This window comes from Flavobacterium sp. RHBU_3 (assembly GCF_046613565.1).
Taxonomy (GTDB): Bacteria; Bacteroidota; Bacteroidia; order Flavobacteriales; family Flavobacteriaceae; genus Flavobacterium.
Window position 1 is genome coordinate 1 of sequence record NZ_JBKJHC010000019.1, and the last position, 15,190, is coordinate 15,190.

Genomic DNA, 15,190 nt, shown 5'->3' on the forward strand with positions numbered 1-15,190 from the left:
TATGATACACTTGGATACAGTCAATGCTAATAGGCAATCTGTAGATTTGTTAAAGCATGAGTTACCGGCGCATAGGTAATGTTTCAGATTAGGTGTTTTTGTAAAATGGCACTTTAATTAGCTGAAATACATAGTAGAAGTTTAATATTGTAGATAATAATAAGGGCAACCTGAGGGTTGTCTTTGTTATTTTTAGTCCTTCAAATAGCTTTTAAAAAAGCATATCCTATCTTCGTGTATCAAAATTGGGATATAAGAATAGTACAAACTTTAAAAGATAGATTATTAAAACCATTTCTCCCATTTTTTAGTTACGACTAGCCGATGCACAGTTTTATTCAGGAGCAAAGCTATCTTCGTGTTTTTTTACGTTGGTAGTTATTAATTTAAACCCTCCTTTATAACAAAAACCCCCAGCCCCCTACTACTTCACATACAATCGCTCACTCACCTCCTTGCCATTAGCGTCTTTACCGTAAAAGTCAATATACAGCACATTAGTACCCAGCTTACCCATTTGCAGGTACAGGCGTTTCAGGGTAATGGTTTTTCCGTTTATATGGGTAGTAACGTACGGCTTACCTTCCTTTCCTAATTTAAGTACAAGCTTTTGTGCAGGGTAAGCTGAAAGCGTAAACTCGCATCCTGAGGCCGATACGCTGTTTACCGTAACGCCATACGCCATTTTACGCTGCACCTGTGTCAGTTCTTCCTTCGCTCCACCTTCTTCATATGTAATGCGGTATACCTCTACGGGGTCGGCAGTGTTCAGCTTGCCTGCTTTTGCCAGGTTGGCATCATACACAAAAGTGTTGTGGTTTTTACTGTGCTGAATATAAAACAACCTGCGTTGCGAATCGGCAGGTGTAGGATAACCCTGCTGTGCGTACTGGAGAAACGGTAAGAAAAAAAACACAAATACTACTAACTTACTCATGGCCATTTTGGTTTCATTTAAAATTACAATTTTTGCCCATTCAAAAAACAAATGCACAAAAAAATACTTTAGGGCTAACAAATATTTAGCAACTAAGGGAATTGTATTTTTGTATATTAGTTCTGAAATCCCTCAAAACAATTATGGGCCAAGACACCGTAAACCACAAAATAAGCCAGTGGCTGGAACACCGCGTTAAATATATAGGCACACTTATGGGCAATGCCTTTGCTATCATTATAAGCCTGGTATTACTTACTATAGACTATTTTACAGACATTTCGCGCCTGGCAGACGAAAACATTATCTACGATCGGCTTACCGGTATAGCATCGCTCATGGTGTCTATAGTAATAGGCATATCACTTACATCATTCTCAGTAATATTTGTGGTTATGCAGCTGGCTTCGTCGCAGTTTTCGCCACGTATTTTAAGGCACTTTTTAGCTAACGACGTGCGCATACAGCAGTACATCGGGTTGTTCATAGGCACCGTGGGGCTCTGTGTAATGCCCATGGCAGCATCGGCATTGTTTCATGGCAGGCCTTTTCCCATAACCATGGGCGTAGGTATATTGCTGGCGCTGTACTGCCTGGTATGGAGCTATCCGCGCCTTATAACCTACCTTAGCGTAAACATGAATGTGGCTGCCATAGCCGATAAAATAAAGGAAGATATTGTAAATGAAATTAACGCCCTGTACAGCAAAAACTGGCAACCGGGACAGCCTATGCTCTACGCTCCGCTGAAACCCCATGCACAATCGCACCTTGTAAATATTAAAAGCTGCCTTAAAAGCGGTTATCTGGAACACATAAACTATGAAAAGCTGAATAAGCTTGTTACCCGCTTTGTAGACAGCCACTCCTGGGCCGATGGGATTTTTGTGTACCAAAAACCGGTAGTGGGCGAATTTGTAATGCAGGGTGCCACTACCCTATTAACAATAGAAACAAAAACACCGCTTACGCTGCAACAGGAAACCATACTACAGGCTGCCTTTGAAGAAATAGCCGACAGTGTGTTTAGCGTAAATACCTTCAGGAGCTATACCCAGGACATTAACTTTGGGGTACGCAAGCTGGTAGACATAGCTATTAAGGCCATTTCGCCTGCCGTAAACGACCCCACTACCTGCCTGAACTGTATAGACCAGCTGGGTGATATCGCTTTTAACCTGCAAAAGAAACTCTTCCCGTCTGATGAAGCGCAAAAGCTGGAAGGCCGCAACATTATAGCAAACGAATTTAACTTTGACCTGCTAATCGACTTTTGTTTTGACCAGATATTTGAATGGGGAAAAGAAGACCCTACCGTGGTACGCCGCCTGCTGCATACCCTGGCACTGCTGGCTGAGAATGCCGAAAACCCGTACAACCTTATGGTACTGATACGGCAGGTGCGCGATATGGAGCTGCAAAAAATATACACCGAGCAAAACATAGCCGAACGCCATATTAAAATATCGGGCGAAAAACTGGTAGGCATATCCAATTCTCTCCATCATTTTGAAGACGTGGCAAAGAAACGCATCGATTACCTGGAAAAAGCAGGCAGGTTACAACATAGTTCAATAACAGGTCATCCTGAAATCGAGGCAAGGGAAAAAGAAGCAATCCACTACCTTACTGTTTTTGCAGGGCGGTAAGGCACTAATGCATTTACCCTTTTTTTTATACCTTTAGCATATAACCGCTAAATGTATACATCATGAAAACAGACCGCTACACAAAAATTGTACTGACTATTATAGCCGTATGCCTTGCCATAAATGTATTGCAAAATATAAATATTATTCCTTCGGCTTATGCAGCATCGGGCAACACAAAACCTCTATCAGTACCCGGAACACCCCAATACGGATTAGTGCCTCTTAACGCTGATGGCAGTATAACGGTAAAACTTGCCGAAAATAATCCTATGGAAGTAAAAATAGTAGGCATAAGCACTTATGACGAAATGCCCGTAAATCTAAAAGAAATTGACGGGCGTTCTTTGTTTAACGGTATAGTACCTGTTAAAATAAAAGAATAATCTGCGTTAATGGTTATCTTTACAGGCATGAAACAATTACTTTTTATTCTTGCGCTTACTTTTTCTATGGCAGTATCAGCACAGGACCGCAAAGCCCTGGAAACCGACGCCGCCCGTTTTTACAATAACACCACAACCGGTAAATACGAAGCCCTTATAGCCGATACCTACCCGGAGATATTTAAGATTATCCCGAAGGAAAAAATGATGGAAGGCCTGAAAGCAATGCTAAAAGGCGACGGTTATGTTATGGACATACTGGAGGAACCGGCCAACTTTAATTTTGGCGAAATAAAGCAGATAAACAGCGGTAGCTACTGTATTATAAAGCACGACCTGGTAATGAAAATGACTTTCCTGGAGCCACTAGGTGAAGCAGAAGCTAAAGAAATGGTAAAGAACCTTAAAGCTTCCATGAAAACAGAAGACGTTACCTTTAACCCGAAATACAATTCGTTTACCATAAAACAAAAAGCGGACATTATAGCTATATCTAACGCTAACACAACAGGTAAATGGAAATTTCTTAACCGTGCAGGGCATGGCCTTATGACTAAAGTATTAGGCGAAGAGGTATGCAAAGAATTAGCATTGTAATTTTACAAAACAAATAATTACATCTCAGTAATCTCATAAAAAAGCCGCCCGAACTGGGCGGCTTTGCTTTTTCCATGCGGAAATATATGATGAAAAAGGATTACCTTACTGCTGCCCGCCTGCTGTGTTGCTGACCGGTTTCCGCACAAGTGTGTACGCCGGCGTAGGTTATTGTACTGCACGAACGGGTGGAAAGCGCAGCACCCCTTACAGCCTCCCCGGCAGGCTGCCTACCCGTCATCTTCGTTTGTACAGGCAGCATTTACGCAGGTTATCCTTTGTTACTATTACAAAGTTAGCCGGCATTTTCTTAGCGTGGTATTAAAGCCTGCACAAGGTTGTGTTAATACTTTTTGTGTTTATACACATGAGTAAGCATCCTGAAACTTTAAACCTGAAGCAAATATGTTTATATTTGAGATGCTATAAACCAATAACTTATTTTATAATGGAAACAAAATTAGCCAACCCTGCCCCACTGGGGCTACTGGGTTTTGCCATGACCACAATTTTGCTCAACATCCACAACCTCGGATTTTTCCCCGTTACCTCGGTAATACTTGCAATGGGGATTTTCTACGGCGGAATGGCGCAAATTGTAGCCGGGCTGCTATGTTTTAAACAAGGCAAAACATTTGCCGCTACTGCCTTTACCTCTTACGGATTCTTTTGGCTTACCCTTGTAGCCACCTGGATGCTGCCATCTACCGGGGTAGAAAACGCAGCTGCCACTCCCCCTGCCTTTTTAGGTTGGTACCTGGCCCTGTGGGGTGCATTTACCGCCTTTATGTGGATAGGCACCTGGGGAAACAGCAAGGTACAGCAGTTTGTGTTCTTTTCACTTACCGTACTGTTCTTTATGCTGGCAGCATCGTTGTGGACGGGCAATGAGGCACTACATAAAGCATCGGGTGCAATAGGTATTATCTGTGGCAGCAGCGCCTTTTACCTGGGCGTAGCCGAACTGCTTGAAGAAGTAAAAGGCAAAAAGCTGTTACCTTACTAACTGCTTTTGTACATACCATGCATAAAACTATAAAGGCTGCCTGAATAGGCAGCCTTTATAGCAATAAATCGCATTTAACTTTGTCCTAAATTTAACCGATAGATGTTCGGCAACTGATAACCAGCAGCCGATTACGCCACAATCCTCGGGTAAAAAACAGTACACATCATTCCTTCGCTTGCTTTATCTGAGTGGGGGCAGTGCGATGTTTGGAATTTAGAGCATTTCAGGCAATCCGATTCCCTGCTGAGTACCGCACGAAACTCATACGATTCGCAGGCCTGGGTTTCGGCAGTTACTATTTCGTGTACGTTGCACAACTGGCCTTTTACATGGTGGTCGCAGTTGCCGCAGCAGCTTGCAAGTTTAATATCCATAACAATGTTTTTTATTTGGTTCTACTTCGGTTTACTTAATCTGTAAGACTAAAGTTACGCAGAATAAATGTTAGAGAAATTCTAAATAACTGAATTAAAGTAATTTGAAAATGGATTGGATATAAATAAGAAGATGGATTATTAGATTGTTAGAATTTTAGATTTTTGGATCGTTGGATAATTGGAACGCGGATTACACAGATGCTGCGCAGGCGCGGATTTTGGCAGATTTCCCCGTAGAGACGCATTGCATGCGTCTTGGATGCGTCTTGGATCCACAAAAGGTATTCTACTCGCTCCCTCCCTTCTTCACGCACCGTCTTTGCGAGGAGGAACAACGAAGCAATCTTGTATTAAGTTTTCAGTAACCCTCTAATAATTAAAGGATTTTATTTAATTTCGGTAAAAAAATTAAAACCTATCAATCAAAATGCTTAATAGATTTAATAAAATATTTGGTGTATTGACCATTTTTATTCTGTGTTCATGCGCTACTTCTATGTCCCCTCTTGAGGTTAACAATACGTTACCATTAATGACTAAGTCAAAATTTGTCTCCCAACTTCAGGCTGAAGAATTAACTCTGAACGGTAGTTGTAGATACTTGGTTCGAAACAGAAAATATGTTGCGACCATAGGTTTTACTGCTAAAGATGATCTAAGAAATGGTGCAAAAGGAATTGATGAATGGGTAACTTTAGACGGAGGTAATGCTTATGTATTAAGAAATTTTCAATGGATTTCTGTAGGAGATAAAGGTGCAACTGAATTACACTTAGAGTTTGACACATTACGTTGTGAATAAATTACAATCCTTACTAACACACTTTGGTTTTCTACTCTAAAATAAATCAAACACTAGTTACTTCTAAAAACTACGACTGAAAACTAAACCTCCCTTTTAACACTCCCTTACCACTCCCCTACGCCTAAAAATTGCCATAAAATCAGTACCTTTGCGTTTTGCACATACACCCAATATGCTGAATACTGAAGAAACGATTGAAGTGCTTGGCGCACGCGCCCACAACCTTAAAAATATAGACGTTACCATACCCCGAGAAAAGCTTGTGGTCATCACAGGGCTATCGGGTTCGGGTAAGTCGAGCCTGGCATTTGATACCATTTATGCCGAAGGGCAGCGCCGTTATATAGAAACTTTTTCGGCCTATGCACGCCAGTTCCTTGGCGGGCTGGAACGCCCCGATGTAGATAAGATAGACGGGCTTAGTCCCGTTATTGCCATAGAGCAGAAAACCACCAGCAAAAGTCCGCGTTCTACCGTGGGTACAATTACCGAAATTTACGACTTTCTTCGTCTTCTTTTTGCCCGTGGTGCCGATGCCTACAGCTATGTTACCGGCGAAAAGATGGTAAGCTACAGCGACGACCAAATAAAGCAATTGATTACCGAAAAATTTAACAGCAAGCGCATTAACATCCTTGCCCCGGTGGTACGTGCCCGTAAAGGCCACTACCGCGAACTGTTTGAGCAAATAAGCAAACAGGGGTTTCTTAAGGTGCGTGTAGATGGCGAAATTAAGGATATAGAAAGCGGCATGAAGCTGGACCGCTACAAGGTGCACGACATAGAAATTGTTATTGACCGTATGGCGGTAGACGAAACCGAAGATACCGACAAGCGCCTTACCGAAAGCATAAAAACAGCCATGCATCATGGTGATGATGTAATGATGGTGATAGAGCACGGCAACGATGATGTACGCTACTACAGCCGTAACCTTATGTGCCCTACCAGCGGCATCTCCTACCCTAACCCGGAACCGAATAATTTTTCGTTTAACTCACCTAAGGGTGCGTGTCCGCACTGTAACGGACTGGGTACAGTAAACGAAATCAACCTGAAAAAGATAGTACCTAACCCTAAGCTGAGCATAAAACAAGGTGGTTTTGCGCCGCTGGGTGAGTATAAAAACTCGTGGATTTTTAAACAGCTTGAGGCTATTGGCGAAAAGTTTGAGTTTAAACTAACCGATGCAATAGAAAAAATTCCGGCGGAAGCTATGGAAATGATCCTGAACGGCGGCAAGGAAAAATTCACAGTAAACAGCAAAACACTTGGCGTTAACCGCGAGTACAAAATAGAATTTGAAGGTATATCATCGTTTATAAAAAACCAGTTTAACGAGGAGGCTTCGGCATCTATAAAACGTTGGGCTAAAGAATTTATGGACGAAATACCGTGCCCTGAGTGTAACGGCACAAGGCTTAGAAAAGAGTCGCTTTACTTTAAAGTAAATGGCCTTAACATAGCCGAGCTGAGCAACATGGACATCAGCGACCTGTCTGCGTGGTTTGCCGACCTGAACAACAACCTATCGGACAAGCAAAAAGTTATTGCTGCCGAAATTGTAAAGGAAATCAGCGCCCGCCTGGGCTTCCTGGTAGATGTGGGGCTAAACTACCTGTCGCTAAACCGTAGCTCGGGTACACTGAGCGGTGGTGAGGCGCAGCGTATCAGGTTGGCTACACAAATAGGTTCGCAACTTGTGGGAGTACTTTATATATTAGACGAGCCAAGCATCGGGCTGCACCAGCGTGATAATGAAAAGCTGATTCACTCATTAGAGTCACTTCGCGATATAGGCAACTCGGTTATTGTAGTAGAGCACGACAAAGACATGATAGAGCGCGCCGACTATGTAATAGACATTGGGCCGGCTGCCGGTCGTTTTGGCGGACAAATTGTAAGCAAAGGCACACCAAACGAGCTACTAAAAGAACATACCCTTACCGCAGCGTACCTTAACGGTGAAAAAGAAATCGCAGTACCAAAAGTACGCAGAGAAGGTAATGGTAAAACCATAAAACTTACAGGTGCTACAGGTAACAACCTGAAGAATGTATCTGTAGAGTTTCCGCTGGGTAAACTGATTTGCGTTACGGGTGTATCGGGCAGTGGCAAGAGTACACTGATAAACGAAACCCTGTACCCTATTCTTAACGCACATTTTTTCAATGCGGTTAAAAAACCGGCTCCGTATAAAAAAATTGAAGGCCTTGAGCATATAGACAAGGTAATTGATATAGACCAAAGCCCGATTGGCCGCACACCACGCTCTAACCCGGCTACGTATACTGATGTGTTTAGCGAAATACGCACACTGTTTACCCAAACACCTGAATCTATGATTCGGGGTTACAAACCGGGTCGTTTTAGTTTTAACGTAAGTGGCGGCCGTTGCGAAACCTGCGAAGGTAGCGGAATGCGCGTTATAGAAATGGCGTTCCTGCCCGATGTATATGTAGAATGCGAAACCTGCCAGGGCAAACGCTTTAACCGCGAAACGCTGGAAATCCGCTACAAAGGCAAATCGATAAGCGATGTGCTGGATATGACGGTAGACGAAGCGGTACCGTTTTTTGAAAACATCCCAAAAATATACCGCAAAATAAAGACGATACAGGATGTGGGTCTTGGCTATATTACCCTAGGTCAGCAAAGTACTACCCTTAGTGGTGGCGAAGCGCAGCGTATAAAACTTGCTACAGAACTTAGTAAGAAAGACACCGGCAACACCTTCTACATTATGGATGAGCCTACTACAGGCCTGCATTTTGAAGACATCCGTGTGCTTATGGAGGTAATTAAATCACTGGTAGACAAGGGCAACACAGTGCTTATCATTGAACACAACATGGATGTGATTAAGCTGGCCGACTACATTATAGACATAGGATATGAAGGCGGTAAAGGCGGCGGACAGCTGGTAGCCAAAGGCACACCGGAAGAAGTGGCAAAAGATAAAAAGAGCCACACAGCGCGTTTCCTGAAAAAAGAGTTATATTAGCCGGCTTTTTTGCCACGAATTACACAAATTAAACGAATTTTAAAATTTTCGTGATATTAACACAATTCGGATACAGGCAAACTGTCAAATTAACCTTAAACTTGAAACTTTTAGATGTCAAAAGAAAAATACAGTAGCGAAGAAGAGTGGATTAAAGAAGGGCTTGCACAAAAACCCTGGAACGAGATAAGGAGTAACGACTCGTGGGCAATCTTTAAGATCATGTCCGAATTTGTAAATGGTTTTGAAACCATGGCCAAGATAGGCCCGTGCGTATCGATATTCGGTTCGGCACGTACAAAGCCCGATGACAAGTACTACCTGCTTGCCGAAGAAATAGCAGAAAAGATAGCCAATGCAGGCTACGGTGTTATTACCGGCGGCGGCCCGGGTATTATGGAAGCCGGTAACAAAGGTGCCAGCCGTGGCAAGGCACCATCGGTAGGGCTTAACATAGAACTTCCTTTTGAACAGCATTTTAACCCGTACATCAGCCATGATTTTAACCTGAACTTTGATTACTTCTTTGTTCGCAAGGTTATGTTTGTTAAGTACAGCCAGGGCTTTGTAGGTATGCCGGGCGGTTTTGGCACACTTGATGAATTGTTTGAGGCTGTAACCCTTATACAAACCAAAAAGATAGCCAAGTTTCCTATTATACTGGTAGGTACCGAGTTTTGGGGTGGGCTTATGGACTGGATAGGACAAACCATTATAGACAAATTCCATAACGCTAACCCGGACGACCTGAAGCTTATAAAGCTGGTAGATACCGCCGATGAAGTACTGGAAGTAATAGATGCATTCTACAAAAAATACAGCCTGAGCCCTAACTTCTAGGTTTTGGCTTTTAAAAATTGTGCAGCGCCCACAGGTGCTGCACAATTTTTTTGTATATTAGGAGTTATATAGGGATAGCACCACCGGCCCTTTTTAGCGATAGCAAAAAATAATTTAAAATTTAAAAAAGGGAATTTGAACCGCATCTTCAAAGCACTTTGCTCCGTCATACTTTTGACTTGCTGCCACATAGCTTTGGCACAACACAAAAACAACATTTCGGCACAGTTTAATCCAGGCGAACATACCATAGATGTAAGCCAGGAACTTACATATGTAAACACTACGACCGATACGCTGAACCACATTATCCTTAACGACTGGAACAATGCTTATTCAGACAAAACCACACCCATGGCGAAGCGTTTTACTGACGAATTTATTAAAGCATTTCATCTTGCAAAAGATGCCGATCGTGGTAACACCACCCTTTATAATTTTACCGACCAAAACGGGCTCAGCTTAAATTGGCACAGGCCCGAAGACCACCCGGATTTGGTATTCCTGCAACTAAAAAACCCTATATACCCGGGCAAGTCATTTAAAATTACCTTTAACTACAGGGTAAAACTACCCCGAAACCGTTTTACACGTTTTGGCTACGACGCAAAAACAGAGGCTTACCACCTGCGCGACTGGTACCTTACCCCTGCACGTTATGAAAATGGATTTGTATCTAACAGTAATGAAAACCTGGACGACATAGCCAATGCTGCTGCTGACTATAATTTTACAATAAGCGTACCTGATAATTACTCGCTGTATTGCGACCTTGACGGTAGTACTAAACAAGGCAACACCTATACTTTTACCGGAAAATCACGCATGGGCTTTACGCTGGATGCCGAAAAAGTAAAAACCACGCAAGTACACAAATTACCGGGTGCGATTATATACAATAGCATTGCCGATGACCGTGTGAGTGATATAGAACAGGCTATAATTATAGACCGCGTGGCTAATTTTACTGCCGAACGCCTGGGCAAATACCCTTACGAAAAAATACTGGTTTCTCAGGCCGACTATGAGCGTAGCCCCGTGTATGGGCTAAACCAGTTACCTGCTTTTATAAGGCCGTTTCCGGATAACTTTATTTTTGAGATAAAGTTTCTTAAAACCTACCTTAAAGCCTACCTGCGCAATACCCTGAAACTGGATCCGCGCGACGATAACTGGGTATACAACTTTATAGAAACATCTATAATTATTAATTACATAAGGGACTACCACCCTAACGAAAAAGTTACCGGAAACCTGGGCAACTGGGGCATACTACAGGGGCACCACCTGTTTAACATTAAGCAGGAAGACCAGTTTCAGTACCTGTACCTGTTTATGTCTCGGAAAAACCTGGATCAGCCCATAGGCAACCCGAAAAACTCGTTTATAAAATTCAATTTGCAAATAGCCAGCGCTTATAAAGCGGCACAAGGCTATAAGTACCTTGATGACTATGTAGGCAATGATGCCGTAAACAAAGCAATGAAAGAATTCTTTTTGCAAAACCAGAATGTTTCTGCTACAAACCGAAACGATTTTGAACTGGCTCTGCAACAGAATACAAATAAAGACATCAGTTGGTTTTTTAACTACATTATAGATTCCCGTAAGGTAATAGATTATAAAATAGGCCCTGTAAAAAAAGACAGGGACTCAGTAACCGTAACCCTGAAAAACGTAAGCGGCACGCCTGTACCGGTATCATTATATGGTGTTAAGAAAAAAGAAGTCGTATTTAAGCAATGGATAAATGCCTTTGAGAACGATACTACCCTTACCTTGCCACGGCAGTCTGCCGACAGGCTTGCCCTTAACTACAACAAGGAAATGCCCGAGTTTAACCCACGCAATAACCAGCGTTCGTTAAAAGGCTATTTCCTGAATCGCAGGCCGTACAAGTTTACCTTCTTCCTTGATCTGGAAGACCCGGATTATAACCAGATATACTATGTTCCGGCTTTTGCTTACAACCTGTATGATGGTCTATCGCCGGGATTAAGGCTTAATAACAAATCGTATATAGAAAAACCTTTTGTGTTTGACGTAAGCGGACTTTACTCGCCCAAGACCGGTCAGGCTACAGGTTCGGCGAGTTTTATGTACAACCAGTACATAAGGGAAGGATCATTATACAATGTGCGCTACAACCTACAGGGCAATACCTACCACTACGCGCCTGACGCGCGCTATTACCGTATAATGCCATCTATACAGCTACGCATACGCCCCGATGATTACAGGGTAAACCAAAAAGAATTTCTTACCCTGCGCCAGGTAATAGTACAACGCGATCCGTCTGCATACATAAATACTCAGGATCAAAACGAAAACTACTCGGTTTTTAACGTGCGCTATAATTTTACAAAAAGTGACATAGCCCACACCAACAGCTTTAGTACCGATGTACAGTTGGCAGGCATATTTGGAAAGCTGTCGGGCGAATATCAGTACCGTCATTTGTTTGACGACAACAGGCAGGTAAACCTTCGCTTTTTTGGAGGGTTATTTATGTACCGTGATACTTCATCTGAGTTTTTCAGTTTCGGCTTAGACAGGCCAAGTGATTACCTGTTTGACTATAACTTTTACGGACGAAGTGAAACCACCGGACTCTTTAGTCAGCAATATGTTATGGCCGACGGCGGGTTTAAATCCATGTTTGATACCCGATATGCCAACCAATGGATGACTACGGTAAACGGCAGCTTTAATATATGGAACTGGATAGAGCTCTATGGCGATGCCGGACTTATGAAAAACAAGTACAGCGGCACCAAATTTTTATACGATAGCGGCGTGCGCCTTAACCTTGTTACCGACTATTTTGAGCTCTATTTCCCTATACAATCCAGTAACGGTTTTGAGCCATCTATAGGTAATTATTCACAAAAAATACGTTTTGTGGTTACCCTTAGTCCCGGTACACTTATCAGCTTGTTTACCCGAAAATGGTTCTAAAATGAGGTTTTAAACCCCAGAGGAACACATTCGCACAAAAACACTATAATCATTGAATAAAATTCAATTTAAAACCAAAAAACAACCCTAAAATACGTAATTAAAAATTTTTAGTAGTTTTTGTTATAAAAAACCCATTTAAATTTAACGCATAATATTATGATATCTCGCAGTTTTGATTAAATTTGTGTTTTGCACAAACTTTGAGATATGACCAGTACAGAAACTAAAGAGGCCCTCTCTTTCACTGATTTTAGGGCAGAAGTGCTCCACGATTATAAAATTGCCGTAACCAGCCGCGAATGCAGCCTTTTGGGCCGCCGTGAAGTACTAACAGGTAAAGCCAAGTTTGGTATTTTTGGTGATGGTAAAGAGGTGCCGCAACTGGCCATGGCTAAGGCTTTTAAAAACGGGGATTTCCGTTCGGGTTACTACCGTGACCAAACCTTCATGATGGCACTGGGAGAGCTTAATACAGAACAGTTTTTTGCAGGTCTGTACGGGCATGCCTCTATAGAGCACGATCCTATGAGTGCCGGCCGACAAATGGGAGGCCACTTTGCTACCCACAGCCTTGACGAAAACGGCAACTGGCGCAATCTTACGCAACAAAAGAACTCAAGTTCAGACATATCCCCTACTGCCGGGCAAATGCCCAGGCTGTTAGGACTGGCGCACGCCAGTAAAATATACCGAAATGTAGGCAACTACGCCGGAAGCGAAAATTTCTCTGAAAACGGTAATGAAGTGGCCTGGGGCACCATAGGTAACGCCAGCACCAGCGAAGGACTGTTTTTTGAAACCATAAACGCGGCCGGTGTACTACAGGTGCCTATGGTTATAAGCGTTTGGGACGACGAGTACGGCATATCAGTACACGCGCGCTACCAAACCACTAAAGAGAACATATCGGAAGTACTGAAAGGTTTTCAGCGAGAAGGTAACAGCAACGGTTACGAAATTATAAAAGTAAAAGGCTGGGACTACCCCGAGCTTATTGCCGCTTACGAGCGTGCCGGCGAACTGGCACGCACACAGCACGTACCGGTGCTTATCCACGTACATGAGCTTACACAACCACAAGGACACTCTACATCGGGTTCGCACGAGCGCTATAAAACGCCTGAGCGCCTTAGCTGGGAAGCCGAGTATGACTGTAATATACAGCTGCGCAAATGGATTATAGAAAACGGCCTGGCTACAGATGAAGAGCTTGCCGTTATAGACAAAGAAGCTAAAGATACCGTGCTGGAAGGCCGTAAAAAAGCTTGGGCTGAATACCAAAATCCTATAAAGGATGAGCGCGATGGCCTTGTAAACCTGCTTAGAAATGTAGCCGCAAAAAGCGACAACAAAATATTTATTGAAAAATACGCTAACGAGCTGGCTGCTATAAAAGAAGTGCAACGTAAAGACCTTCTGGTAGCTGCCCGTAAGGTACTGCGTATGGTAATAAACGAGCCGGTTAAAAACGAATTATCTACATGGATAACCGCTTACCTGGCCGAAAACCAGCCAAAATACAGCAGCCACCTTCACTCACAATCGGATAAAAATGTCCTTGCAGCACAGGCAGTAGCACCGGAATACGGTGAAACTCCTGAAAATGCCGATGGACGTATGATAATGCGAAACAATTTTGATGCATTGTTTGCAAAATACCCCGAAGCCCTTGTGTTTGGTGAAGATTGTGGTAACATAGGCGACGTAAACCAGGGACTTGAAGGCATGCAGGAAAAATACGGAGACTTCCGTGTGTGTGATGCCGGTATACGTGAGGCAACGATCCTGGGTCAAGGCATAGGTATGGCCATGCGCGGCCTGCGCCCTATAGCCGAAATACAATACCTGGACTACCTGTTGTATGCGCTGCAAATAATGAGCGACGACCTGGCTACACTACACTATCGTACCTTTGGCAGGCAAAAAGCGCCACTGATTATTCGTACCCGTGGCCACAGGCTTGAGGGTATATGGCATTCAGGCTCTCCTATGGGTATGATTATTAATGCCCTTAGGGGTATAAACGTACTGGTGCCACGAAACATGACCAAGGCGGCAGGTTTTTATAATACCCTTATGGAGTGTGACGAGCCAGCCCTTATTGTAGAATGCCTTAACGGATATCGCCTTAAAGAAAAAATGCCGGTAAACCTGGGAGAATTTAAAACCCCGATAGGCGTAGTAGAAACCCTTAAAGAAGGTACAGATATTACGCTGGTATCTTATGGCTCTACGTTGCGCCTTGTAGAACAAGCCGCAAAAGAACTGCTTGAAGCCGGTATAGATGCCGAAGTTATAGACGTTCAATCGTTACTTCCGTTTGACATAAACCACGATATAGTAAAAAGCGTAGCCAAAACAAACAGGCTGCTGGTTATAGACGAAGACGTACCGGGTGGAGCCTCTGCTTACATACTACAGCAAATTGTAGAAATACAAGGCGGCTACAAACACCTGGACAGCAAGCCCGAAACCCTTGCTGCACAGCCACACAGGCCGGCTTATGCCACAGACGGCGATTATTTTAGTAAACCATCTGTAGAGGATATCTACGAAAAAGTATACGGCATTATGCATGAAGCTATGCCAAACAAGTATCCTAAGCTGTATTAAGCTTAGGATACT

At 43.1% G+C, this 15,190-nt stretch carries 12 protein-coding genes; 9 read left to right on the forward strand and 3 right to left on the reverse strand.

From position 1 onward, the window contains the following. Window positions 1–424 precede the first annotated feature (424 nt). Entirely contained in the window at window positions 425–937 is a 513-nt protein-coding gene (locus tag ACLI1A_RS18775; protein ID WP_411410235.1) for a DUF4833 domain-containing protein, read from the reverse strand. A 143-nt stretch (window positions 938–1,080) separates the two neighbouring features. Between ACLI1A_RS18775 and ACLI1A_RS18780 the strand changes: the two genes are divergently transcribed. The 3 genes from ACLI1A_RS18780 to ACLI1A_RS18790 all read left to right on the forward strand — a co-directional run bounded on the left by ACLI1A_RS18780 (window position 1,081) and on the right by ACLI1A_RS18790 (window position 3,569). Beyond that, a complete protein-coding gene (locus tag ACLI1A_RS18780) occupies window positions 1,081–2,586 on the forward strand; it encodes a DUF2254 family protein (protein ID WP_411410236.1) in 1,506 nt (501 codons plus the stop codon). Window positions 2,587–2,648: 62 nt separating this feature from the next. Further along, a complete protein-coding gene (locus ACLI1A_RS18785; protein ID WP_411410237.1) occupies window positions 2,649–2,972 on the forward strand; it encodes a hypothetical protein in 324 nt (107 codons plus the stop codon). 27 nt (window positions 2,973–2,999) lie between these two features. Beyond that, a complete protein-coding gene (locus ACLI1A_RS18790; protein ID WP_411410238.1) occupies window positions 3,000–3,569 on the forward strand; it encodes a hypothetical protein in 570 nt (189 codons plus the stop codon). 100 nt (window positions 3,570–3,669) lie between these two features. On the opposite strand, the gene ACLI1A_RS18795 is transcribed toward ACLI1A_RS18790, so the two are convergent. Beyond that, complete coding sequence (locus tag ACLI1A_RS18795; RefSeq protein WP_411410239.1) at window positions 3,670–3,831, reverse strand: hypothetical protein; 162 nt, start codon at window positions 3,829–3,831, stop codon at window positions 3,670–3,672. A gap of 186 nt (window positions 3,832–4,017) precedes the next feature. On the opposite strand from ACLI1A_RS18795, the gene ACLI1A_RS18800 reads away from it, so the two are divergent. Continuing rightward, window positions 4,018–4,575 (forward strand): acetate uptake transporter, encoded by a 558-nt coding sequence (locus ACLI1A_RS18800; RefSeq protein WP_411410240.1) that lies wholly within the window; start codon window positions 4,018–4,020, stop codon window positions 4,573–4,575. 131 nt (window positions 4,576–4,706) lie between these two features. Here the strand turns inward: ACLI1A_RS18800 and ACLI1A_RS18805 are convergent, their stop codons facing one another. After that, window positions 4,707–4,952: a hypothetical protein gene (locus ACLI1A_RS18805; protein ID WP_411410241.1), complete on the reverse strand. Its 246-nt coding sequence runs from the start codon at window positions 4,950–4,952 to the stop codon at window positions 4,707–4,709. A 430-nt stretch (window positions 4,953–5,382) separates the two neighbouring features. Between ACLI1A_RS18805 and ACLI1A_RS18810 the strand changes: the two genes are divergently transcribed. From ACLI1A_RS18810 to ACLI1A_RS18830, 5 genes are all read left to right on the forward strand, one after another. Next, window positions 5,383–5,757 (forward strand): hypothetical protein, encoded by a 375-nt coding sequence (locus ACLI1A_RS18810; RefSeq protein WP_411410242.1) that lies wholly within the window; start codon window positions 5,383–5,385, stop codon window positions 5,755–5,757. Window positions 5,758–5,932: 175 nt separating this feature from the next. After that, the gene (gene uvrA / locus ACLI1A_RS18815) at window positions 5,933–8,764 is read left to right on the forward strand and encodes an excinuclease ABC subunit UvrA (protein WP_411410243.1); all 2,832 of its coding nucleotides are present in this window, start codon (window positions 5,933–5,935) and stop codon (window positions 8,762–8,764) included. Window positions 8,765–8,878: 114 nt separating this feature from the next. Continuing rightward, a complete protein-coding gene (locus tag ACLI1A_RS18820; protein WP_411410244.1) occupies window positions 8,879–9,604 on the forward strand; it encodes a TIGR00730 family Rossman fold protein in 726 nt (241 codons plus the stop codon). Between the two features lie 195 nt (window positions 9,605–9,799). Further along, entirely contained in the window at window positions 9,800–12,562 is a 2,763-nt protein-coding gene (locus ACLI1A_RS18825; RefSeq protein WP_411410245.1) for an aminopeptidase, read from the forward strand. Window positions 12,563–12,772: 210 nt separating this feature from the next. Next, window positions 12,773–15,178 carry a thiamine pyrophosphate-dependent enzyme gene (locus tag ACLI1A_RS18830; RefSeq protein WP_411410246.1) on the forward strand — a complete coding sequence of 802 codons (2,406 nt, stop codon included), beginning with the start codon at window positions 12,773–12,775 and terminating at the stop codon, window positions 15,176–15,178. Window positions 15,179–15,190 lie beyond the last annotated feature (12 nt).